Here is a 23,329-nt window from a genome sequence, read left to right on the forward strand (position 1 = left end):
GCGCTACCCGGCCGCGAGCAGCTGGCGCGTATAGCTCTGCGTGGGCGCCGCGAAGATGCGCTGGCACTCTCCCTGTTCGACCACCTCTCCCTGGCGCAAGACAATCACCTGATGGCATAGCGTCCGCACAACCTGTAGATCATGGCTGATAAAGATATAGGCCAGCCGATGTTTTTCCTGCAAGCTTTTTAACAGCGCCAGAATTTGCGCCTGCACGGTCCTGTCCAGCGACGATGTGGGTTCATCCAGAACGATCAGCTCTGGTTTGAGGATCAGCGCCCGGGCAATGGCGATGCGCTGGCGCTGGCCGCCGGAGAATTCAGCCGGGTAGCGGTGACGCGTCCTGGGATCTAAGCCCGATTCCGTCATCACCCGTATCACTTCTGCTTCACGCTGCGACGCCGTTAGCGTGGGCTGGTGGACGCGTAAACCCTCTTCGATAATCTGCAAAATATTCAGCCGAGGGTTAAGCGAGGCGTTGGGATCCTGGAAAACCACCTGCAAACGCGGACGCACGGGCAGCATCTGGCGCCGGTTCCAGCCGTGCAGCGGCATACCGTCAAAAATGATCTCACCCTGAGAGGCGATCAAACGCAGTAACGCCAGCCCGGTCGTGCTTTTACCTGAGCCAGACTCGCCAACCAGCCCCAGAGATTCTCCCGGGCGCAGAGAAAACGCGATATTTTTCAGTACCGGATTCGCCTCGACAACCCGCCGCAGAATACCTTTGCGGACCGGGAACGACACGCTCAGCCCGTTAACGTGCAACAACGGCGCGCTGTCGGCGTCCAGCGGTACCGGGTCGCCTGAGGGCTCGCTATCCAGCAGGCGCTGAGTGTAGGGATGCTGAGGCGCGTTCAGCAGCGTGACAGCCCTGTTATGCTCAACGCAGCGCCCGTTTTGCATCACGGCGACGCTGTCCGCCAGCTTTTTCACGATGCTCAGGTTGTGGGTAATAAACAGCAGGCTCATGTTTAGTTCGTTACGCAACTCGCGCAGCAGTTGCAAAATTTGCGCCTGCACCGTGACGTCCAGCGCCGTGGTCGGTTCATCGGCAATCAGCAGCTCTGGCCGAGTGAGCAGCGCCATGGCAATCATGACCCGCTGACGTTCACCCCCGGAAAGCTGATGCGGAAAATCGCTTAGTCGTTTGGCAGCATGGCGAATACCGGTTCGTTCAAGACAGTCGAGGATCTCGCCGCGTGCAGCCTCCTTGCGCATCCCCCGGTGCAGGGACAGCACTTCGTAAAGCTGTTTTTCCAGCGTATGCAGCGGGTTGAGGGAGACCATCGGTTCCTGGAAGATCATGGCAATTTTGTTGCCGCGGATCCCGCGCAGCGTTTGCTCATCGGCGTGCAGCAGGGAACTGCCGTGGAACAGAATATCCCCCTGCGGATAACTCACCGGCGGTGACGGGATCAGGCGCAGGACAGAGAGTGCCGAGACGCTTTTGCCCGAGCCAGATTCGCCTACCAGCGCCAGCGTTTCGCCAGGCGCGATCTGCAGCGACAGATCCTTGACCACCGTGCGCGTCTCGCCCTGCCCGGAAAAGGCAATCGACAGGTTATCAATACTGAGAAGAGGCTGGGTCACTTTATACCGCCTTGTTGGGATCAAAGGCATCGCGCACGGCTTCGCCAATAAAAATCAGCAGCGAGAGCAGCACGGCCACACAGAGAAAGGCGGTGATACCCAGCCACGGGGCCTGCAGGTTGTTTTTGCCCTGCAGCAACAGCTCGCCGAGCGAAGGCGAACCGAGCGGTAACCCAAAGCCGAGGAAGTCAAGCGAGGTCAGCGTCGTGATCGAGCTGCACAGAATAAACGGCAGAAACGTCAGGGTCGCCACCACGGCATTAGGGAGCATATGGCGGAATATGATTTCGCGGTCGCCCACCCCGAGCGCCTGGGCGGCGCGAATGTAGTCGAAATTCCGCGTTCGCAGAAATTCCGCCCGCACCACCCCTACCAGCGCCATCCAGCCGAACAAAACGGTGATCCCCAACAGCCACCAAAAGTTTGGCTGTATCACGCTTGAGAGCAGGATAATCAGAAACAGCGTCGGCATGCCGGACCACACTTCAATTACCCGTTGGCCCCAGAGATCAATCCTGCCGCCGTAATAGCCCTGCACCGCGCCCGCCACGACGCCCATCACGCTGGAAAAGAGAGTCAGCATCAGGCCAAATAGCAGCGAGATGCGCGTACCGTAAAGCACGCGCGCCAGCACGTCACCGCCGTTCGCGTCCGTACCCAGCCAGTTTTGCGCGGAGGGGGGAGAGGGGAAGGGGCGGGTAGTGGCGAAGTTAATGCTGTTTGCGCCAAAGCGAACCGGCGCCCAGAGCGCCCAGCCGTGTTGCTCGATCTGCTGGCGAAGCCACGGATCCTGGTACTGCGCGGGTGTAGCAAAAGGGCCGCCAAAATCGCTTTCGCTGTAGTTGGCAAGCACCGGGACATACCAGCGGTCGTTGAAGTGCACCAGAAGAGGTTTGTCGTTGGCTATCAGTTCTGAACACATGCTAAACACAAACAGGACCACGAAGATCCATAGCGACCAGTAGCCGCGACGGTTGTGGCGAAAGCGGGCCCAGCGGGCCTGGTTGACGGGGCTTAAATGCGGCATCAGCGGCCCTCAAAATCAATTCGGGGATCGACCAGCGTATAGCTGATATCACTGACGATATTCAGCAGCAGGCCAATCAGGGTGAAAATGTAAAGTGTGCCAAACATCACCGGATAGTCGCGCGACACAGTCGCTTCATAGCCCAGCAGCCCCAGGCCGTTCAGGGAGAACATCACTTCTATCAGCAGCGAGCCGGTAAAAAACATACTGATAAACGTGGCGGGAAAACCGGCAATTACCAGCAGCATGGCGTTACGGAACACATGCTTCCACATAATCTGCTTTTCAGCCACTCCCTTCGCGCGGGCGGTGACAACATACTGTTTGCGTATTTCATCGAGAAACGCATTTTTGGTCAACATGGTAAGGGCGGCAAACCCGCCAATCACCGTTGCGAGGACCGGCAGCGTGATATGCCACAGATAGTCGGTGATTTTTTGATACCACGGCAGAGTGCTGAAATCGGCTGACACTAATCCGCGCAGCGGGAAGATATCGAAATAACTGCCACCGGCAAAAAAGACAATCAGCAGGACGGCAAACAGAAACGCCGGGATGGCATAGCCGATAATAATGAAGGTGCTACTCCAGATATCAAAGCGGCTGCCGTTATAAACCGCTTTACGGATGCCGAGCGGTATCGATACCAGGTAGATAATCAGCGTTCCCCATAGTCCCAGGGTGATGGAAACCGGCAGGCTTTGCTTGATCAAGGCTAAGACGGATGCGCTGCGAAACAGGCTGTCGCCAAAATCAAAACGGACGTAGTTCCAGAGCATGCTGAAGTAACGCTCGTGCAGCGGTTTATCAAAGCCGTAGCGATGGGTGATCTCGGCGATCACCTCCGGATCCAGCCCGCGTCCGCCGCGATAATGGCTTTCGCTGATGTTCCCCACGCCGGTTCTGGCATGGCTCGCGCCCATCCCTTCACCGCCGCCGCCCGGCATGCCGCCGGCGTGGCCAAATTCTATTGCCGCAATTGCCTGGTCGACCGGGCCGCCAGGCGCAATTTGTACGATAAAAAAGTTAATGGTGATGATCGCCCACAGGGTCGGGATCACCAGCAGCAGACGGCGGATCAGATAAGTGCCCATGACATCCCCTAGCGCCGCTCGGCGGGCAGCCTGGCGGCTTTGTTGACGTCATACCACCAGGTATCGAAGCCCAGCGTGTAGATGGGGCGCACAGAAGGTTGCGAGAATTTATCCCAACGCGCAACGCGGTCTTCCCCCATGTACCACATCGGCAGCATGTAATAGTTCCAGGTCAATACCCTGTCGAGGGCGCGGCCCAACGGCAGAAGTTTTTCTTTATCGCCTTGCGCCGCCACAATGTGGGCAATCAGCGCGTCAACCGCCGGGCTTTTTACCCCCGGCGCATTGTAGGAGGAGTCGATATAACGGGACGCCCAGGAGATTTGCAGGTCGGAACTGGGCCAGGGCTGCGCAGGCCACAGGCTTTGCATCATATCGTAATCACGGCTGCGTTTGCGGTTGGTGAGCTGGGCAATATCCACCTGACGAATGTTCAGGGTGACTCCCAGCCGGGCGAGATTCTGCTTAAAGGGCAATACCCACTGATCGTTCGCCCCGGAGGCGATCAGTAATTCGAAGCTCAGGGGTTTTCCTGTTTGCGTATTAATCCGTTTTTGGTTTTTAAGGTGCCAGCCTGCTTCATCCAGCAGCGTGCTGGCTTTCAACAGATTATCCCGATCAAAGCCGTTACCGTCGGAGGTGGGCGGCTCAAAAATGGTGGTGAACACTTCCGCGGGTAGTTCGGCTTTCAGCGGCGCCAGCAGCACCAGCTCGTCGGCGTTGGGATAATGGCGCGCCGCGTATTCGGTATTCTGGAAATAGCTATTGGCACGGCTGTAGGCACCGTAAAACAGTGCTTTGTTCATCCATTCGAAATCAAATGCCAGGGTAATGGCCTCGCGGACACGACGGTCGCTAAACACCGGGCGTGGAATATTAAACGCCAGCCAGCGCGTATCCTGCGCGGATGCATTTTTATGTTCGTCTTTGACGATGTAGCCACTGGCGAAGTTTTTTCCGATGTAGCGGGTTGCCCAGTTTTTGGCGCTGTTTTCTATTCGTAAATCAAAGGCGCCGGCTTTGAACGCTTCAAAGGCGACGTTATCGTCAAGGTAATAGTCGTAGCGAAGCGTGTCGAAGTTCCAGCGACCGCGGTTTACCGGCAGGTTTGCCGCCCAGTAATCTTTGACGCGGGAATAGATAACGTACTGCCCCATACGCCAGTCGGTGATGCGGTAGGGACCTCCCGCCAGCGGGGGAGTGGAAAGCGGATCGCTGAGCTTGTGATCTTTCCAGAATGATTCCGGCATGACCGGAAGTGAGAACAGGCTGAGCATATTCTCTTTATTTGGCTCGCTCAGTTCGATGCGCACGGTGAGCGGCGCAATGGCTTTAACCGTTGACCCTTTGTACACCAGGCGGAACTGCGGAACGCCTTCGGTCATAAATTTTTGGAACGTAAAGGCAACGTCGCGGGCGCGCACCGGCGTACCGTCGTGAAAACGTGCCTGGGGGTTAATGGAGATATCAGCCCAGGCAAAGTTGTCGGCATAGCGCACATTTTCGGCCACCAGCGGGTAGTAGCTGCCCGGCTCGTCATCAGCGGTGACGAACAGCGTATCGTACAGAGACTCCGTGCGCACGGCCGCCACGCCACGCAGGGCAAAGCGATTGAAGTTATCGAATGTCCCCGTGGCTGAAAGCGTCACGTACCCGCCCTTAGGGGCGGCCGGGTTAACGTAATCGAAGTGCGTGAAATTGACGGCATACTTCGGCTCGCCAATGACGGCAAAGGCGGCGTGCTCTTTGATCGTCTGCGCCTGGCTGGACAGGCTGGTTAATGCCAACAGCAACAACATGCAGCGTATAAACATCCGCGGCGGCTCCCTCGTGCTCGGTTACGCTGAATAATAAGTGACGGCGCAGGCATTGTGAAATTATTCGCTAAGGGACAGCCGATCGGGCTGCCATTTTCTGAATGCTTCCAGCCGCATCGGGCGGCTAATCCAGTAGCCCTGCAGGTAATTAACCCCATGTTCACGCAGCCATGCCGCCTGTTCCTGCGTTTCCACCCCTTCCGCGACGGTCAACATATTCAGCCGCCTTGCCAGCGTCAGTACGGCATCCAGTACCGGAGAGGTGACGGTTTCGGTACCGATGGCTTTAACAAAGCCCCGATCGATTTTGAGATAGTCCATCGTGAAGCGTTCTAAGTAGATGAGTGCGCTGTGCCCGGTACCAAAATCATCAATAGCCACTTCAAACCCTTCATGGTGAAGCCATGCAAACAGGCTATTCGCCTCATGCTGATGGATCATGTCGCGTTCGGTAATTTCCAGCACAATCTGGAAGTGGTGAGGCGGCAGTGAGGCGGCCAGCGCGCGCATGTCCTGTTTAAAACTGTTCGCATGCAGATGGCCTGGCGCGATATTAATGCCAAGTTTTGCGCCGGGGGGTAAGCACGTTTGCAGGACCGGCGCGTCGCGAACGATCAGCTCAAAGAGATGGTGCGTCAGCGGGACAATGAGCGTCTGCGCCTCGGCAAAGTTGATAAAGGCATCTGGCGGGATCTCACCCATTGTTGGGTGCTTCCAGCGCAGCAGCACTTCCGCCCCGGTCATGTTGAGTGATTTTGCATCCACCACGGGCTGATAGACCACATAGAACTGCCCGCGCTTGATGGCGTTTAACATTTCCTTTCCGGGATCCACACGAATAGTCAGGACGTAGTAATTAAGCGATCCGGCCGCAATCCCGCAGACCAGCCCAAAGAACAGCGCAAAAAGTATTTCATCGCTGGTCCAGGCGTCGGCATACAACTTAATAGTAAGAGGAACCTCTTTAAGCGCAGCGGCGCGGACGGGGGTTTTCTCTAATTCCTCAGCCTTGACGAGGGTACTGGACATCGTGGATAACGCATAGTCGCCAATAACAACGGCAATGCCCGCAAACTGGTCCTGACGGGCTGTAAACAGCAGGTAGGGCGTCAAGTTAATATTCACAGAGGTAAACACGCCGCCATCCTTCACCAATGGATTGCGGTACCAGATGGCGATTGCCGGTTTATCCGGCAGCATTGGCGTGCCGGGAAGCAGCGCCATATCAATCTCTTTATTGATATGAAGCGCGGGAATGAGCATCTCCATCGCGACATTCATAGGACCGGTGGCGGAAGAGCAATAGGCGTTTTTATCCCTGACCAGCAGAAACGCACGCACGTTAAGGCTAAAGGCGGCGCGTGAGGTCAGCTCGGCGCCAACGTCGTGGCAGTTGTTCAGGGTAAGCGGCTGAAGGATATCGACAGCGGTTTTTAACTCAGCGAAGTCGCGCTCCATATAAACCTGCAGATCGGTAATCAAGATATCGAATCTGACCTGTCGTTTGTGGTAACTCCAGAAAAATTGCATTGAGCCCAGAAGCAGGGCCATAAACAGACCAGTGAGCATACTGAGCATCAGTATCTTGCGATGGCTGGAGAAGTAGCGGGTAAGCATGGGCGTCGGGATTCCTGAATTGCCGCTGAGTGTATTCAGTGTAACGGGCAAAAAAAAACACTGCCGAAGCAGTGCTTTTTATTATATCGCCAGCCAAGGGATAACCCGCGATACAATCAACATATTAACTGCGGGTCAGTACGCGGCGCGCTTCGTTATAGCGCTTCTTCCAGTACGGCTCGTTCATGCTTGAGATGGTCACACCGCTGCTGGTGGAGGCATGTACAAACTGGTCATTACCAATGTAAATACCAACATGACGACCGGTCGAACCCGCTTTGAACAGGACTAAATCCCCTGTGCGCAGTTTAGTACGAGAAATCGACTTGCCCATCTCCTGCTGTTCGTAGGTTGAACGCGGAAGATCTAACCCAAATTGCTCACGGAAGGTACGCTGTACGAAAGCGGAACAATCAATGCCTCTTTTGGTGATACCGCCCAGGCGATAACGCACGCCTTTCCAGTCAGCATACTGGTCCATAATACGGGACTTCACGTCCAGATTACGTACCATATTTTCAAATTCATCCTGAGAGGCTTGCAGTGACGAGGAATCTTCAATTCCCACAACACGCGTCTCAGGATGCATATTCCTGGCGGTATTCGATGTGCTACATGCCGAAAGCAGAACCGCAACTGCAATCGCCGGGATCCCCCGCATGATATATCTCAAAATCGGTTGAGATGTGACCATTGTGTTTATTATCCCTTGAAGTCCTTAACGATAAATATCGTTATAAAAATGCCAACCGTGACGAGACTAGTTATCTGTTCACAATGAGACAATTTTCTATGGTCAATTTTGTGGCACAACGCACAAATTTATTCACCATGATAATAATTATCTCAATGGGGCAAAACGAGTTCGAGATTAACCGATTGCGTGGGCCATTGCGAGCGAAAAAATCCGATTTTTTATAAGAAAATGTGATACGCAAAGTCACAACGTAGAATTGGGTAAATTAGCGTCAGATCGGGTTAAAACCTTGCAACTCGTTCATTTCAAACATGAACAAAATGACAAAACGAAGACAATCAGGGGATGGCGTGTCGAAACATCATCAGGGAAACAAATGATCCCTGATGACTGGCGTTAAATTGAGTTAATTATTTGTGTTAGGAATGTTGCTTTTGCTGGGCAGATAACGGTCGAACAGCGCGATTATCTTGTCGCTCATCGGGGTCATCAGCACCCACGGCAATCCAATAAGCACCGCCGAGAGCGAACCTACGACAATATCTGTCAACCAGTGGGCGCCAATCATAACGCGCGGAAAAGCAAATATCACCACGATGAGCAGGGCAATACCGAAGGCTTTTTTGCCAAAATAGCGCAGCATGAATCCGGAAAAAATAAGCAACATCATGCCGTGATCTCCCGGGAAACTATCCTTCGACGCATCTTTGGTCGAAATATGCAGCAATTCACTCACACGATAAATATTCGGGAAAGATAACGACGGGCTGGCGCGTTTTACCGGCATCAGATGCTGCGCCAGCTGGTTAATCACCACCGCGGCCAGCAGCATCGTCAGGCCGATGATGATAATGCGCCGACGTCCTGTTTTGTCTTCTTTCAGCCAGAAAGAGAGCATCAGGCAGCCCATCGCCAGAAGCGAGCAGGCGTCAAAAGCGCGGTTATTGGTTAGCGCAACCAGCCACAGAAAGGCATCACTCTTTACCAACTGCTGGTTGAAGAAGTGAAAAATCGTGGCGTCCAGCGGAAACCAGAAACCATGATTCACCGGAAGATACCAGCAAAGAAAGAGCGCCAGTCCGGCTGCATTAAGCAGCAATATAAGGGGGAGTCGAGTCGTCATAACATTCAGCATAGAGTGAAATCAGGGGCAACGTTAGTCGCCCGAACTTAAACGAATCTTAAACAAGCTTGTCTGAAGCGTGTTCCAGTCGGCGTTAACCGCACTAATTAACTCTATTCGGCTATCCGGGGGCGCGACGTTCTGCGTCTCGATGAAGAAATCGCTGCCCTGACGGTTGATCCGCACCAGCCCGTCCGGCGTACGCATGATCCCCTTAACGCGATCGACCGGGGCAAGCCTGGCCCACTCCAGCACGCCGATAGTGTCGAAAACCGTATCCGCATCAAAAATCCATCCGCAGGCCTGATATCCCTGACCGCCAGTGAGATTACGACGCCAGCGCAGATGTTCCGGCAGGCTCAATGCCGCCAGACCTTGCTTTGACGATTGACTGTGTGAATGCGCCTGGCTTACCGGCAGTTCTGTCAGGTTAAGGCGGGGAAGATCCAGCAGGGCAGAGTCCATTTTGCCCTGAGTGGTTTTCACGCGTTGACGGTTGCCGCCAAAATGTTGCCACCAGGCCTCCAGCGCCGCCTGGCTTTCAGGCGTGGCGCGATCCTCTTTATTGGCGATGATGATATCTGCCGACGCAAGCTGATCGCGAAAGTTTTCATTGGCTACGGCTTTTTCATCCAGTAGCTGGCGCGGGTCGAGCAAGCACAGGGTGGCCCGCAGATCGATCCACGGTTCATAAACCGGCGCGGTCAGCAAATCGAGAATGTGCTTTGGATGTCCCAGCCCGGTGGGTTCAATCAGCAGTCGGTCGGGCTTGCCCTGGCGCAGCAGCGTATTTAGCCCAACCTGCATCGGCAGGCCATTCACGCAGCACATGCATCCACCCGGGATCTCTTTAATCATCGCCCCGCTGTCGGACAGCAATGCGCCATCGATACCGACCTCGCCAAATTCATTGACCAGTACGGCCCATTTTTCAGCCGGATCTTTCTTCGCCAGCAGGTGCAGAATTGACGTGGTTTTACCGCTGCCCAGAAAACCGGTGATGAGGTTGGTTTTGGTCACATGCGCTCCTGATGTGAAAACAAATACTCCCCATCCTGACGAAAAACAGGCGCAATGAGAAGGGGGAGGGCGAAGGGAGAGCTTTCCCGTTCGCCTTAAACGCAATAATCGCTAAATTTTTAACGTCTCGATAACAGCCTGACGCGCGCCGTGACGTGCGATGCGCTGCCAGGCCTGATGGACGGCTGCCACAAAGTCCGGGTTATGCGGCAGGTCATGACCAAAGACCTCGCTCAGCCCCAGCAGGGCGTCAACCCGGTTTGCGTCGCGACTGGACTCAACAAGCGCGCGTATTTTTTCGCTAAGCGGATCGCGGACGTCAATCGGGTTGCCCGTTTCATCCGTACCGCTGACATAGCGTATCCATCCCGCGATGCCGAGCGCCAGCAGCGGCCATGCGCTTTTACGCTCGAGATGAATGCGGATTCCCTCCAGCATCCGCTGCGGAAGCTTCTGGCTGCCGTCCATTGCAATTTGCCAGGTACGGTGCTGTAACGCCGGGTTGGCAAAGCGGTCGATCAGGCTGTCGGCATAGGCGGTAAGATCAACGCCGGTAACGCGCAGCGTAGGAGCCTGCTCATCCAGCATCAGCCGACGGGCGGCTTCGCGGTAGTACGCATCCTCCATGCATTCATTGATATACGCGTATCCGGCGAGATAACCGAGATACGCCAGGAAAGAGTGGCTACCGTTGAGCATCCGCAGCTTCATCTGTTCCCAGGGTAAAACGTCCTGCACCATCTGTACCCCGGCCACTTCCCACTCCGGGCGCCCGGCAACAAAGTTATCTTCGACAACCCACTGAATAAACGGCTCGCAGCTGATAGCGCAGGGATCTGCAACGCCGAGTTCCTCAGTGATTTGCGCCAGCGAAGCCTCGGTTGCGGCAGGAACAATTCTGTCGACCATCGTTCCCGGAAAACTCACGTGGGCGTCAATCCACCCGGCCAGCTCAGGAGAGCGCTTTTGGGCCATGCCGAGTACCGCGTTTTTCACCACGTGCCCGTTGTCAGGAATATTGTCACAGGAGAGGACGGTAAAGGCGGGTAAACCTCGCGCATGGCGGCGATGGAGCGCTTCAACCAGGATCCCTGGGGCAGAGTGTGGCTCAGACGGATTTTCCAGGTCGTGAAGAATGCGGGCGTTGTGTAGATCGAGCTTGCCGGTAGCGGGATCGATGCAATAGCCTTTTTCGGTGATGGTAAGCGAAACAATTGCCACCTGCGGCTCGCAAAATTTCTCGATGATGGCGGCCAGTGAATCAAGCCGGGCATTCAGGCATTCATGTACCGAGCCGACGATAACCGGCAGGTTGCCCTCAGCGCCTTTTTCCAGCACGGTGAAGAGATGATCCTGCTCGCGCAACTGGCTCATCAGCACATCGCCGCTGAAGAGGCTGATTTCACATATCCCCCAGTCGCCGCCTTTGGCATTCAGTACGCGGTGAGTTAACAACGCCTGATGTGCGCGGTGGAACGCGCCAAAGCCCAGATGGACAATGCGCGAGCGGAGTTGCTGGCGATCGTAGCGAGGCTGCTGGACACGGGCAGGAAGCGAGGTGGAGGCAATAGTCTTCATTAAATACACACCTGATTAACCATTAATTAACAACGGCAGTGTAAAGTTATATGACAACAAATAAAATTGGTAAGCCGTAAATATCGCTGTTCTGTGAGTTTGATCAATCAATTCGCGGCCGTATCTTGACCCTTATCAGTAAGCATGTATGGTAGTCGTCATTGGGCTTTTCTACATTGGTATAACAACTTGTGAGGGTGGGGCAATGGAACAAACCTGGCGTTGGTACGGGCCGAACGATCCGGTTTCTCTTGATGATGTGCGTCAGGCTGGCGCGACGGGTGTCGTGACGGCACTGCATCACATTCCTAACGGCCAGGTCTGGCCGGTAGATGAAATTCAAAAGCGTCAGGCGCTGCTGGCGGAAAAAGGGTTAACCTGGTCGGTAGTGGAAAGTATTCCGGTTCACGAAGAGATCAAAACCCACACCGGCGAGTATCAGACCTGGATTGCCAACTATCAGCAGAGCATCCGCAACCTGGCGACCTGCGGTATTGATACCGTCTGCTATAACTTTATGCCGATTCTTGACTGGACGCGTACCGACCTTGAGTATCAAATGGCGGACGGTTCAAAGGCGCTGCGTTTTGACCAGATAGCCTTTGCCGCTTTTGAGCTGCATATTCTTAAGCGCCCGGGTGCTGAAGTCGATTACACCGCAGAAGAGCAACAGCAGGCGCTTGTGTGGTTCAACGACGCCAGTGACGCTGACATCGAAAAGCTGACCCGCAACATCATTGCGGGCCTGCCGGGTGCGGAAGAGGGCTACACGCTGGATCAGTTCCGCGCGCGTCTGGCGGAATACGGTGATATCGATAAAAACCAGCTGCGCGAAAATATGGCCCACTTCCTGCGCGCCATCGTACCGGTGGCAGAAGAGTCAGGGGTACGCCTGGCGGTACATCCGGACGATCCTCCGCGTCCAATCCTCGGTCTGCCGCGAATTGTGTCTACCATTGAAGACATGCAGTGGCTTAAAGAGACCGTAGACAGTATCTACAACGGCTTTACCATGTGTACCGGCTCTTACGGCGTACGGGCCGATAACGACCTGGTGCGGATGATTGAAACCTTCGGCGATCGCATTCACTTCACGCACCTGCGTGCAACCTGCCGTGAAGATAACCCGAAATCTTTCCACGAAGCCGCGCACCTGGGCGGAGACGTGAATATGGTGGCGGTGGTGGACGCGATTCTGACAGAAGAGGTACGGCGTAAGCAGGCGGGCGATGTACGTCCTATTCCGTTCCGTCCCGATCACGGACACCAGATGCTGGATGATTTACGCAAGAAAACGAACCCAGGCTATTCGGCGATTGGTCGCCTGAAAGGGATGGCGGAAGTGCGCGGCATTGAGCTGGCGCTGAAGATGACGAAATATCCCGAATTACTGTAAAAGAAAACCCGGCGAAAGCCGGGTTGGATTTTAGTCAGCACGACCCATATAACGTTTTTCTTCAATATGGATGCGAATTTTCTCGCCAGCAGACAGGTATTCAGGAACCTGCACAACCAGACCGGTAGTCAGGGTCGCCGGTTTGTTACGCGCACTTGCCGACGCGCCTTTGATGCCCGGTGCGGTTTCAACAATTTCCAGATCCACAGTCTGCGGCAGTTCCAGCGCCAGCAGCACGCCATCCCAGGTCAGCACCTGCATATCTGGCATACCACCTTCAGGAATAAACAGCAGTTCTTCTTCTATCTGATCTTTAGTGAAGATATACGGGGTATAATCTTCTTTATCCATGAACACATACTCGTTGCCGTCAATGTAAGAGAAATCAACATAGCGACGGGTCAGGGTCACGGTATCAACGATATCGTCCCCTTTGAAACGTTCTTCAACCTTCAGGCCGGTACGCACATCGGCGAAACGCATTTTGTACAGCGTTGCTGCCCCACGGGCGCTAGGGGCCTGAATATCGATATCTTTCACAATCAGCAGTTTGCCGTTGTAATTCAGTACCATACCTTTCTTAATTTCGTTCGCTCTTGGCATTGCAGTAATCCTGTTTACGGGAGGTAAAAAATATCGCGTCAAATTACGCGTGCGCGGCCTTTCAGGCAAGAGGAATTCGTGGCTTTTGCTATCAATACGCAAAAGGTGCTACTGTGCGCGCGATGCCCGACTGCGCGGGTATTTGCCAGCTAAAGAGAACCTGTATGGATTGTCGTCCAGATTGCGGCGCGTGCTGTACTGCACCGTCCATTTCAAGCCCCATCCCGGGAATGCCACAAGGCAAGCCAGCAAATGTAAGATGTGTGCAGTTATCGGAAGATAATTTATGCAACATCTTTGGGTCAATCCACCGCCCCAAAGTGTGTAGTAGCCTGCGCCCTTCACTCGATATGTGCCATACAAATCGCGAAGAGGCTATAGCTTACTTGATTCATCTTGAAAAACTGACCTCATTATAAAGTTGTTGCCATATATAATTTAGTGGTGTGTGGTATTAAAAATTTGTTGCGGAAACTTTTCGGAGTTTCTATTTGTCGACTAACACCGCAATTATGCCAGTGGCTTTAGGGCTTGATCCTCCTTGTGAGCCTTTCTCTGTCGTTCAAAAAATAACCAATCATCGTGATAATGGCCGTTACTCTCTTATCCATAGTTCTGAATATGTGCTTGATGGGCTTGTCTACCGTGTGAACTATGATTCGATGAAGAAAGGTTATCATCCGATCAGTAAAGTAATCATTGATGCGTTGATTAAGCAGATCCATGCAATGCAATCGCATTACAGCAATGTCTTGGTAAGTGATCTTTTTGAGCGTCTTAGAGGGCGCTTTAAAATGAAGGCCTGGAATGGGCAACCAGCGGCGAACGGTCCCTGCATGTAGCTGGCATCCGGTTATCTCATTGATTTTTATTGCCAGAAGTTCTGTACTCCACCGTGAACATGTTTTACCAGCTCACGTAACCGCGTGCAGATAGGCTCAAAAGGCCAGCGACGGGCACGCCCGGCAGGTGACCTTCAACACCCGATTATTTCAGTCGGCTTTTTTCTTTATCCATTCTCTTTGCGTAGGGAGCAAGCGTTTACGTGTTTCAGGGCTAAGGTTTTTCCAGGCTCAATTAAGTTTCTCATCGCTTGCTTTATAACTTTGGCAGTCAGTATTTTCCTGAGCTCTGTCGTGTTGAAACTGTAATTGCGGATCTCGCCATTGAAATCCAGTTTCACGTTGACGAGTGCTGACTTCGAAATGCCAGTCAAGAAATCCCCAGCTTCTGAACCAAATGAACAATCTAATTCCTTCGTATCGTCGTTAGCTCGCCATTACGCCCCAGAGTGTGCTCCGGGCTTACGCCTTCAGCCGAAATGTGCGGGCAAACTCGCACGCAGGCAATGAGGTATCTTATTGAATGAGAAATTCTTACTGCGCCTTAAACGTCTTTAATCCGCGTCAGACAGCTCAGTGTCAGAACGCACATCACCAGCGCTATCCAGAACACGGTGTGATAGTTCCAGATCTCCGCCACCACGCCGGCCAATGAGCCTGCGATTATCCAGCCCACGCGGCTGGTATTCGTATAAAGGGTGGTGGCTGAACCCGCCTGGCCCGGCATCAAATCCTGAAAATAGAGCATGCCAATGCCCGCCAGAATGCCAATATAGATGGCGTTCAGGAACTGTAACGCGAGCAGCAACCCCGGCGTGTGCACCGTCAGCATACCCACATAGAACAGTAGCCCGGCGACGGCCGCGATGCGCATCAAAAAACGCTTGCCGAAGCGCTTTGCGTAATAACCCGCTATCAGCATGGTTGGGATTTCAAGCCCTGCCGCGGTACCCATCATTATGCCTGCCAGTTTCTCAGGCAGATGCAGCTCATTGATAATAAATAGCGGCATGTTAATGATGTAAAGGCTGTTGGTTCCCCACATCAGCGTACAGATAGTAAAGAGCAGCAGCGCATCACGGCGGTTACGGCGCGGCGCTTCAAGTACGCCAGTGGCTACTTTCGGTTCTTTGCGCATCGACGGCAAAAAGAGCCATACCATCGCGCCACACACCACAAACGCGACGGCAGCACTCAGATACATCACCGTAAAGCCAAAACCCATCGCCAGCGCGTAGGCCAGCGGCGGGCCAATGACCCACGCCAGCGAGACCTGCGCGCGAAGAATAGAGCTGAACATCACCGCTTCACGCCCGGTCCGGTCTGCATGCTCGCGGGCAAGGGCAAACATCTGCGGGTTAGCGGTAGAGCCAAAACTGCTCAGAAACACCCCGACAAACAGCAGAACGAAATAGTTGCGGTTCCAGGCAAAGAGGGCACAGGCGAAAACGCCCAGCAAACAGCAAAAGACAATCAAACTTTTACGATCGCCTTTGCGATCGGAACGGCCTGCCAGGAACTGGCTGACCAAAATGCCGATAATGGCGCTACCGGTAAAGAAGAAGCCGACCATTGCTGGACGGGCGTGGACTTCATTGGTCAGAAACAGGCTTAGCGTTGGGGTTTGTAACGCACCGGCGATCCCGGTGAGGAAAGCAACAATCAAAAACGCCGATGATGTCAGATCAAAGGGCTTTGGCGAGGCGGCAGCGGGGGTGTTATGCATGTTTCAGAATCGGCGAATGTCAGAGAGAGGCGGAGTTTACGCCGCCAGTCATTAAATAAACAGGGGGTGCGGTCAATTTCGCCACAAAAAATCAAAATGGCATTTCAACTTACACGCTCAGGCTGACCCTGGCTGAAACCGCCCTGGCTTAACGTCAGCACATTTCAGCTAAGAGCAGAAAAATGTGCTGCATCTCTAAATTCTGCAATGCGAAATGTAACTTTCCTTGCAACAACGTGTATTAACGGCAAGACTTCTTGAAACGTTTCAGCGCTATCTTGTTTGAACTGACGGAGCAGGTTAGCGTATTTTTCTCATTAAGGCTGAAACGATTCACTTTCAGCAGGAGAGGAGAACCATGTTCCAGTTATCTGTTCAGGATATCCACCCGGGCGCACAGGCCGGGAATAAAGAAGAGGCTATTCGTCTGGTTGCCGCCGCGCTGGTACAGGCGGGTAACGTGGCGGACGGCTACGTCAACGGCATGCTGGCGCGCGAGCAGCAAACCTCTACCTTCCTCGGTAACGGTATCGCCATTCCACACGGCACCACAGACACCCGCGACCAGGTGCTGAAAACCGGCGTTCAGGTTTACCAGTTCCCACAGGGCGTACTCTGGGGTGAGGGCCAGATGGCTTACGTGGCTATCGGCATAGCTGCCAGTAGCGATGAACACTTAGGCTTGCTGCGCCAACTGACCCACGTACTGAGTGATGACTCCGTTGCTGAACAGCTCAAATCCGCCCCTTCAGCTGAAGCGCTACGCGCCTTGCTGATGGGCGAAAAACAGAGTGAAGCGCTGAAACTGGATAATGAAACGCTGACGCTGGACGTTGCCGCAGCTGACCTGGTGACGCTGCAGGCGCTGAACGCCGGTCGTCTGAAAGAAGCCGGTGCAGTCGACGCTGCATTTGTGACCAGCGTTATTAACGATAAACCGTTGAATCTGGGTCAGGGGATCTGGCTGAACGACAGTGCGCAAGGCAATCTGCGCAGTGCGATTGCGGTGAGCCGTGCGGCAAACGCGTTTGACGTAGACGGCCATCCTGCCGCGATGCTGGTGACCGTGGCGATGACCGATGACCAACCGGTTGCCGTGCTAAAGCGTCTGGGCGATCTCCTGCTTATCAATAAAGCTGAAAAACTGCTGAACGCCGATGCCGCAACCGTGCTGGCATTGCTGACCCGTGATGATGCCCTGACCGACGATGTGCTGAGCGCTGAGTTCGTTATCCGTAACGAACACGGTTTGCACGCCCGTCCCGGCACCATGCTGGTGAACACCATCAAACAATTTGAAAGTGAGATAACCGTGACCAACCTGGAGGGTTCAGGCAAACCGGCCAACGGCCGTAGCCTGATGAAAGTGGTCGCGCTGGGGGTGAAAAAAGGCCACCGACTGCGTTTCACCGCGCAGGGCGCAGATGCTGAACAGGCGCTGAAAGCAATTGGCGAGGCCATTACTGCGGGACTGGGGGAGGGCGCATAATGAGCAGACGTGTTGCTACTATTACCCTCAACCCGGCCTATGACCTGGTAGGGTTCTGCCCGGAAATTGAGCGCGGCGAAGTTAACCTCGTGCGTACCACTGGCCTGCATGCTGCGGGCAAAGGGATCAACGTCGCAAAAGTGCTCAAAGATCTCGGTATCGACGTCACCGTCGGCGGATTCCTTGGCAAAGATAACCAGGACGGTTTCCAGCAGTTGTTCAGCGAACTGGGCATTGCTAACCGTTTCCAGGTTGTGCAGGGGCGTACCCGTATTAACGTGAAACTGACGGAGAAAGACGGTGAAGTTACCGATCTGAACTTCTCCGGTTTTGACGTCACGCCTTCAGACTGGGAGCGTTTTGTTAATGATTCCCTGAGCTGGCTTGGCCAGTTCGATATGGTATGCGTCAGCGGCAGCCTGCCCTCTGGCGTCAGCCCGGAAGCGTTCACCGACTGGATGACCCGTCTGCGCAGCCAGTGTCCGTGCATAATCTTTGACAGTAGCCGCGATGCGCTGGTTGCCGGTCTGAAGGCGTCACCCTGGCTGGTTAAACCGAATCGCCGGGAACTTGAGATCTGGGCTGCCCGAAAGCTGCCAGAATTAACCGATGTGATTGAAGCTGCGCATGCGCTGCGCGAGCAAGGTATCGCTCACGTGGTGATTTCTCTTGGTGCAGAGGGAGCGTTGTGGGTTAACGCGTCTGGCGAATGGATCGCCAAACCGCCGTCGGTTGACGTGGTCAGTACTGTGGGCGCCGGGGATTCAATGGTTGGCGGCCTGATTTACGGCCTGCTGATGCGTGAGTCCAGTGAACATACTTTACGTCTTGCCACCGCCGTTGCTGCCCTGGCCGTAAGCCAGAGCAATGTCGGGATTACCGATCGTACCCAGTTAGCCGCAATGATGGCGCGCGTTGACTTAAAACCTTTTAACTAACAGCAGGAGAGGAATAATGAAAACGCTGCTGATTATTGATTCCGGTCTCGGACAGGCTCGCGCCTATATGGCGAAGACCTTGCTGGGAGCGGCGGCGAACAAAGCGCATCTGGAGATTATCGATAATCCAGGTGACGCCGAACTGGCGATTGTTCTGGGCGATAAAATCCCGGCTGACGGCGCGCTGAACGGTAAAAAAGTGTGGCTGGGCGATATCAATCGCGCGGTGGCACATCCTGAACTGTTCCTGAGCGAAGCGAAAAGCCACGCCTCTGTGTTCACGGTTGCCGCGTCTGGTCCAAAGCGCGTTGTGGCGATAACGGCGTGCCCGACCGGCGTCGCGCATACCTTCATGGCGGCTGAAGCGATTGAAACTGAAGCCAAAAAGCGCGGCTGGTGGGTAAAAGTTGAAACGCGCGGCTCTGTCGGGGCGGGCAATGCCATCACGCCAGAAGAGGTGGCCGAAGCCGATCTGGTGATCGTGGCGGCCGACATTGAAGTGGACCTGGCAAAATTTGCCGGCAAACCGATGTACCGTACCTCTACCGGCCTGGCGCTGAAAAAGACCGCTCAGGAGTTTGATAAAGCGCTGGCGGAAGCTAAGCCCTATCAGGCGACGGGGGCAGCCAAAAGCGCTAATGAAGGGAAGAAAGAGTCTGCGGGAGCCTATCGCCATCTGCTGACCGGTGTTTCTTATATGCTGCCGATGGTGGTGGCGGGCGGTTTATGTATCGCGCTCTCCTTCGCATTTGGCATTGAAGCGTTTAAAGAAGAGGGCACGCTGGCGGCTGCGTTAATGCAGATTGGCGGTGGCTCAGCGTTCGCGCTGATGGTGCCTGTACTGGCTGGGTTTATCGCCTTCTCCATTGCTGACCGTCCGGGCCTGACGCCTGGGCTTATCGGCGGTATGCTGGCTGTGAGCACCGGTTCAGGCTTTATCGGCGGTATCATTGCCGGCTTCCTGGCCGGTTACGTTGCGAAGCTTATCAGCTCGAAGCTGAAGCTGCCGCAAAGTATGGAAGCGCTGAAGCCGATTCTGATCATCCCGCTGCTTTCCAGCCTGGTGGTTGGTCTGGCGATGATTTACCTGATTGGTAAGCCGGTTGCCGGTATCCTGGAAGGGCTTACCCACTGGCTGCAAACCATGGGAACGGCGAACGCGGTTCTGCTGGGTGCTATCCTCGGCGGCATGATGTGTACCGACATGGGCGGCCCGGTGAACAAAGCGGCGTACGCTTTCGGGGTCGGTCTGCTCAGTACACAAACCTATGCGCCGATGGCGGCGATTATGGCGGCAGGCATGGTGCCACCGCTGGCGCTGGGAATGGCGACCCTTATTGCGCGTCGTAAATTCGATAAAGCGCAGCAGGAAGGCGGTAAAGCGGCACTGGTGCTGGGCTTGTGCTTCATCACCGAAGGCGCAATTCCCTTCGCCGCGCGTGACCCAATGCGTGTACTGCCTTGCTGTATCGTCGGCGGCGCGGTAACCGGCGCTATCTCCATGGCTGTGGGGGCGAAACTGATGGCACCGCACGGTGGCCTGTTCGTCCTGCTGATCCCAGGCGCCATTACGCCAGTGCTGGGATACCTGCTGGCGATTATCGCCGGTACGCTGGTTGCGGGTCTGTCTTACGCAGTGCTCAAGCGCCCTGAGGCAGAAGTGATGGCGAAAACAGCCTAAGCGCTAAAACAACAAAAAGCCGGGTGCGTGAGCGACCCGGCTTTTTTTTATGCCACCGCGTCTGCGGTTTGCTGTGCTTTCAGCCAGGCAATTTCTTGCGCCCAGATATCCGGATTGATGGTTTCAAGCACCATCGGAATGCCGTCGAAACGCGCGTCCTGCATAATAAAGCGGAAAGCATCGTGACCAATGTTGCCTTCACCCAGGCTGTGGTGACGGTCAACGCGGCTGGCATACGCGCTTTTCGCATCGTTTAAGTGCATCCCGCGCAGATAGTTAAAGCCGACAATACGCTCGAATTCATCAAAGGTGTTTTTCGTGGCCTCGGTTGTGCGCAGGTCATACCCGGCAGCAAAGGCATGGCAGGTATCAATACATACGCCCACGCGGGTTTTGTCTTCCACGCCGTCGATAATCGCCGCCAGATGTTCGAACGTAAAGCCAAGGTTGCTGCCCTGCCCGGCGGTATTCTCAATAACCGCCGTAACGCCCCGGGTTTTATCCAGCGTGATGTTGATAGACTCAGCAATACGCGCCAGACAAGCGTCTTCGTCAATTTGCATCAGGTGGCTACCCGGGTGGAAGTTAAGCAGCGTCAGCCCGAGCTGCTCGCAGCGCTGCACTTCATCGAGAAACGCCTCACGAGATTTTTCCAGCGCGTCCTGAACCGGATGGCCGAGGTTAATCAGGTAGCTGTCGTGGGGAAGGATTTGCCCTGGCCCGTAGCGGTATTTCTCGCAGGCGGCGTTAAAATCATCAATCACTTTCGGGGTGAGCGGTGCAGCATGCCACTGGCGTTGGTTCTTGGTGAACAGGGCGAAGGCGGTCGCCTCGATTTCGGCGGCGCGAATGGCGGCATTAGCAAGGCCGCCTGCAGCGCTGACGTGCGCTCCAATGTATTTCATAAAGGGACTCCTGTTAACCCGAAAGGCTTATGATAACGGGTTAACAGGTGAAGGATGTAGTGGTTTATGCCATCAGGCTGTGAACCGCGAGGTTAATCGCGCCACCGCCGATAATCAGCCATATGAATAACATCAATGCCATTAGCAGCGGTTTAGCACCGGCTTTTTTCAGCGCGCTGACGTGAGTGGTCACGCCCAGAGCCGCCATCGCCATTGCGAGCAGGACGGTATCCAGCGTCACCAGCATGTCCACGACGGCTTTCGGCAGCAGGTGGAAGGAGTTGAAAATCGCCACCACGATAAACAGGATCGCAAACCACGGAATGGTGATTTTGCTCTTCTCATTGCCGCCAGCAGGAGCCAGCTGTTTGACACGCGCGGCCAGGATAATCAGGAACGGGGCCAGCATCATGACGCGCAGCATTTTGGCAATCACCGCCGCATTTTCCGCTTCCGGGTTAATGGCGTGGCCCGCCGCCACCACCTGCGCCACTTCATGCATAGTCGAGCCGATGTAAATACCGTAATTCTCCGGACTAAACCAGTGGGCCACCAGTGGATACATCGCCGGGTAGAGGAATATCGCCAGCGTGCCGAAAATCACCACGGTCGCCACCGCCACCGTCACTTTACTGGCTTCGGCTTTGATCACGGGTTCCGTTGCCAGCACCGCGGCGGCACCGCAGATACTGCTCCCGGCCCCGATTAGCCAACTGGTCTGTTTGTCCAGGCCAAACACGTTTTGACCAATAAAACAGGCCAGTAGAAAGGTGCTGGTCAGGGTCAGGATGTCGATAGCTATCCCGCTTACGCCGATATCGGCAATCTGCGAGAAGGTGAGGCGAAAGCCGTAAAGAATAATCCCCAGGCGCAGCAGATGTTGTTTAGCAAAGATCACGCCGCCGTCGCAGGCTTTCCAGATATGCGGGTAAAGGGTATTCCCGACGACCATGCCGAGCAAAATAGCCAGCGTTAAGGCGCTAAAACCGGCGCCCGCGACCGCCGGAACGCTGCCCCCCCATAATGCTATGCCGGTCACTGCGGCGCTAAGTGCAAGCCCCGGCACAAAATGCCTGACTGTACGATGATTTTGTAAGGTGAGTTCTGTCATAACCTTCTCCTGTGTCTGGCGCAAAGGTTACGGCGTGCTGGCTTAAAAATAAAATTGATTATATATTTATAATTAATCTTTATAAGTGGTAAGCGATTATGCACATTACATTGCGTCAGCTGGAGGTTTTTGCCGAAGTGCTGAAAAGCGGGTCAACGACTCAGGCATCACAGATGCTGGCTCTCTCCCAGTCGGCGGTGAGCGCCGCGTTGACCGATCTCGAAGGACAATTGGGCGTGCAGCTTTTCGACAGGGTAGGGAAGCGGCTGGTGGTCAACGAACATGGTCGGCTGCTTTACCCCCGTGCGCTGGCATTGCTGGAGCAGGCCATTGAAATTCAACATCTTTTTCGCGAAGGCAACGGCGCTCTCCGCGTGTATGCCAGCAGTACCATCGGCAACTATATTCTGCCGGAAGTGATTGCCCGCTATCGCCGGGATTTCCCGACATTGCCGCTGGAGATGAGCGTCGGCAATAGCCAGGACGTGATCAATGCGGTGATCGATTTCCGCGTGGATATCGGTCTTATAGAAGGGCCATGCCATAACGTGGATATCATTGCTGAACCCTGGCTGGAAGATGAACTGGTGGTATTTGCCTCGCCGGCTTCGTCTTTATTGCACGGCGAGGTGACGCTGGAGCGTCTGGCGCAGGCCCAGTGGATCCTGCGTGAACAAGGTTCCGGCACGCGCGAAATCGTCGATTATCTCCTGCTTTCACACCTGCCGCAGTTCCGGTTGGGTATGGAACTGGGCAATTCTGAAGCCATCAAACATGCGGTGCGCCATGGGCTTGGGATCAGCTGTCTCTCCCGACGGGTGATTGCGGAACAGCTCGAGGCCGGCTCGCTGGTTGAAATTCCCATTCCGCTGCCAAAACTGGTGCGAACCCTGTGGTGCATTCATCATCGGCAGAAACACCTTTCCAGCTCCCTGCAGCGTTTTTTGCGTTATTGCGAAATGTAGTAACTCCTCTCCCCGGAGGGGATCGCGCACAGCCGTCTTTTCTGGGGAGAGGGAAACAAATTATGCTTTACTTATAATTCTGGCCGAGTCATGAACCTCTCTTATAA

The 23,329-nt window shown here is 54.6% G+C and carries 21 protein-coding genes and 1 pseudogene; 8 read left to right on the forward strand and 14 right to left on the reverse strand.

The window, feature by feature from the left end:
• Positions 1–3 precede the first annotated feature (3 nt).
• The 9 genes from yejF to NL510_RS08255 form a co-directional block, all read right to left on the reverse strand.
• Complete coding sequence (yejF, locus tag NL510_RS08215) at positions 4–1,593, reverse strand: microcin C ABC transporter ATP-binding protein YejF (protein WP_253383508.1); 1,590 nt, start codon at positions 1,591–1,593, stop codon at positions 4–6.
• A 1-nt stretch (position 1,594) separates the two neighbouring features.
• Positions 1,595–2,620 carry an ABC transporter permease gene (locus NL510_RS08220; RefSeq protein WP_253383510.1) on the reverse strand — a complete coding sequence of 342 codons (1,026 nt, stop codon included), beginning with the start codon at positions 2,618–2,620 and terminating at the stop codon, positions 1,595–1,597.
• On the reverse strand, positions 2,620–3,714 hold the full coding sequence (locus tag NL510_RS08225) for a microcin C ABC transporter permease YejB (RefSeq protein ID WP_253383512.1): 1,095 nt from the start codon (positions 3,712–3,714) through the stop codon (positions 2,620–2,622). Before NL510_RS08225 ends, NL510_RS08220 begins: the two co-directional genes overlap by 1 nt.
• Before the next feature lie 8 nt (positions 3,715–3,722).
• On the reverse strand, positions 3,723–5,528 hold the full coding sequence (locus tag NL510_RS08230; protein ID WP_253383514.1) for an extracellular solute-binding protein: 1,806 nt from the start codon (positions 5,526–5,528) through the stop codon (positions 3,723–3,725).
• Positions 5,529–5,591: 63 nt separating this feature from the next.
• Positions 5,592–7,148, reverse strand: a complete 1,557-nt coding sequence (locus NL510_RS08235; RefSeq protein ID WP_253383516.1) for a cyclic di-GMP phosphodiesterase — start codon at positions 7,146–7,148, stop codon at positions 5,592–5,594.
• Between the two features lie 124 nt (positions 7,149–7,272).
• Positions 7,273–7,842 carry a bifunctional murein DD-endopeptidase/murein LD-carboxypeptidase gene (gene mepS, locus NL510_RS08240; RefSeq protein WP_253383518.1) on the reverse strand — a complete coding sequence of 190 codons (570 nt, stop codon included), beginning with the start codon at positions 7,840–7,842 and terminating at the stop codon, positions 7,273–7,275.
• A 409-nt stretch (positions 7,843–8,251) separates the two neighbouring features.
• Positions 8,252–8,968: a phosphatase PAP2 family protein gene (locus tag NL510_RS08245; protein ID WP_253383520.1), complete on the reverse strand. Its 717-nt coding sequence runs from the start codon at positions 8,966–8,968 to the stop codon at positions 8,252–8,254.
• Positions 8,969–9,001: 33 nt separating this feature from the next.
• Positions 9,002–9,988, reverse strand: coding sequence for a CobW family GTP-binding protein (locus tag NL510_RS08250; RefSeq protein ID WP_253383522.1), 987 nt, complete (start codon positions 9,986–9,988; stop codon positions 9,002–9,004).
• A 111-nt stretch (positions 9,989–10,099) separates the two neighbouring features.
• Positions 10,100–11,566, reverse strand: a complete 1,467-nt coding sequence (locus NL510_RS08255; protein ID WP_253383525.1) for a mannitol dehydrogenase family protein — start codon at positions 11,564–11,566, stop codon at positions 10,100–10,102.
• 205 nt (positions 11,567–11,771) lie between these two features.
• On the opposite strand from NL510_RS08255, the gene uxuA reads away from it, so the two are divergent.
• On the forward strand, positions 11,772–12,962 hold the full coding sequence (uxuA, locus tag NL510_RS08260) for a mannonate dehydratase (RefSeq protein WP_253383540.1): 1,191 nt from the start codon (positions 11,772–11,774) through the stop codon (positions 12,960–12,962).
• A gap of 30 nt (positions 12,963–12,992) precedes the next feature.
• Here uxuA and yeiP read toward each other — a convergent pair whose 3' ends face one another.
• Positions 12,993–13,565 carry an elongation factor P-like protein YeiP gene (gene yeiP / locus NL510_RS08265; RefSeq protein WP_008500940.1) on the reverse strand — a complete coding sequence of 191 codons (573 nt, stop codon included), beginning with the start codon at positions 13,563–13,565 and terminating at the stop codon, positions 12,993–12,995.
• A 164-nt stretch (positions 13,566–13,729) separates the two neighbouring features.
• Here yeiP and NL510_RS08270 point away from each other — a divergent pair, with 164 nt between their 5' ends.
• Both NL510_RS08270 and NL510_RS08275 read left to right on the forward strand, forming a co-directional pair.
• Positions 13,730–13,984, forward strand: a complete 255-nt coding sequence (locus NL510_RS08270; protein ID WP_253383547.1) for a YkgJ family cysteine cluster protein — start codon at positions 13,730–13,732, stop codon at positions 13,982–13,984.
• 72 nt (positions 13,985–14,056) lie between these two features.
• Positions 14,057–14,407 (forward strand): hypothetical protein, encoded by a 351-nt coding sequence (locus NL510_RS08275; RefSeq protein ID WP_253383549.1) that lies wholly within the window; start codon positions 14,057–14,059, stop codon positions 14,405–14,407.
• Here NL510_RS08275 and NL510_RS08280 read toward each other — a convergent pair.
• A pseudogene (locus NL510_RS08280) lies at positions 14,333–14,535 on the reverse strand (IS630 family transposase); the annotation flags it as partial. The gene NL510_RS08275 and the pseudogene NL510_RS08280 sit on opposite strands and share 75 nt — an antisense overlap.
• Before the next feature lie 291 nt (positions 14,536–14,826).
• On the opposite strand from NL510_RS08280, the gene NL510_RS22870 reads away from it, so the two are divergent.
• The gene (locus NL510_RS22870; RefSeq protein ID WP_366518958.1) at positions 14,827–14,934 is read left to right on the forward strand and encodes a Fe-S-cluster oxidoreductase; all 108 of its coding nucleotides are present in this window, start codon (positions 14,827–14,829) and stop codon (positions 14,932–14,934) included.
• A 17-nt stretch (positions 14,935–14,951) separates the two neighbouring features.
• On the opposite strand, the gene setB is transcribed toward NL510_RS22870, so the two are convergent.
• Entirely contained in the window at positions 14,952–16,133 is a 1,182-nt protein-coding gene (gene setB / locus NL510_RS08285; RefSeq protein WP_253383551.1) for a sugar efflux transporter SetB, read from the reverse strand.
• A 358-nt stretch (positions 16,134–16,491) separates the two neighbouring features.
• On the opposite strand from setB, the gene fruB reads away from it, so the two are divergent.
• The 3 genes from fruB to fruA are packed head-to-tail and all read left to right on the forward strand — an operon-like array spanning position 16,492 to position 20,241.
• A complete protein-coding gene (gene fruB / locus NL510_RS08290; RefSeq protein ID WP_253383553.1) occupies positions 16,492–17,622 on the forward strand; it encodes a fused PTS fructose transporter subunit IIA/HPr protein in 1,131 nt (376 codons plus the stop codon).
• Entirely contained in the window at positions 17,622–18,560 is a 939-nt protein-coding gene (gene fruK, locus NL510_RS08295) for a 1-phosphofructokinase (RefSeq protein WP_253383561.1), read from the forward strand. The genes fruB and fruK overlap by 1 nt, the downstream gene beginning before the upstream one ends.
• Positions 18,561–18,576: 16 nt before the next feature.
• Positions 18,577–20,241 carry a PTS fructose transporter subunit IIBC gene (fruA, locus tag NL510_RS08300; RefSeq protein WP_253383563.1) on the forward strand — a complete coding sequence of 555 codons (1,665 nt, stop codon included), beginning with the start codon at positions 18,577–18,579 and terminating at the stop codon, positions 20,239–20,241.
• Positions 20,242–20,288: 47 nt separating this feature from the next.
• Here the strand turns inward: fruA and nfo are convergent, their stop codons facing one another.
• Both nfo and NL510_RS08310 read right to left on the reverse strand, forming a co-directional pair.
• Positions 20,289–21,146 carry a deoxyribonuclease IV gene (gene nfo / locus NL510_RS08305; RefSeq protein ID WP_253383565.1) on the reverse strand — a complete coding sequence of 286 codons (858 nt, stop codon included), beginning with the start codon at positions 21,144–21,146 and terminating at the stop codon, positions 20,289–20,291.
• Positions 21,147–21,210: 64 nt separating this feature from the next.
• Complete coding sequence (locus NL510_RS08310; RefSeq protein ID WP_253383573.1) at positions 21,211–22,257, reverse strand: YeiH family protein; 1,047 nt, start codon at positions 22,255–22,257, stop codon at positions 21,211–21,213.
• Between the two features lie 98 nt (positions 22,258–22,355).
• On the opposite strand from NL510_RS08310, the gene yieE reads away from it, so the two are divergent.
• The gene (gene yieE, locus NL510_RS08315; RefSeq protein WP_253383582.1) at positions 22,356–23,222 is read left to right on the forward strand and encodes a DNA-binding transcriptional regulator YeiE; all 867 of its coding nucleotides are present in this window, start codon (positions 22,356–22,358) and stop codon (positions 23,220–23,222) included.
• Positions 23,223–23,329: the final 107 nt, after the last annotated feature.

This window comes from unidentified bacterial endosymbiont, assembly GCF_918797525.1.
GTDB lineage: Bacteria > Pseudomonadota > Gammaproteobacteria > Enterobacterales > Enterobacteriaceae > Enterobacter.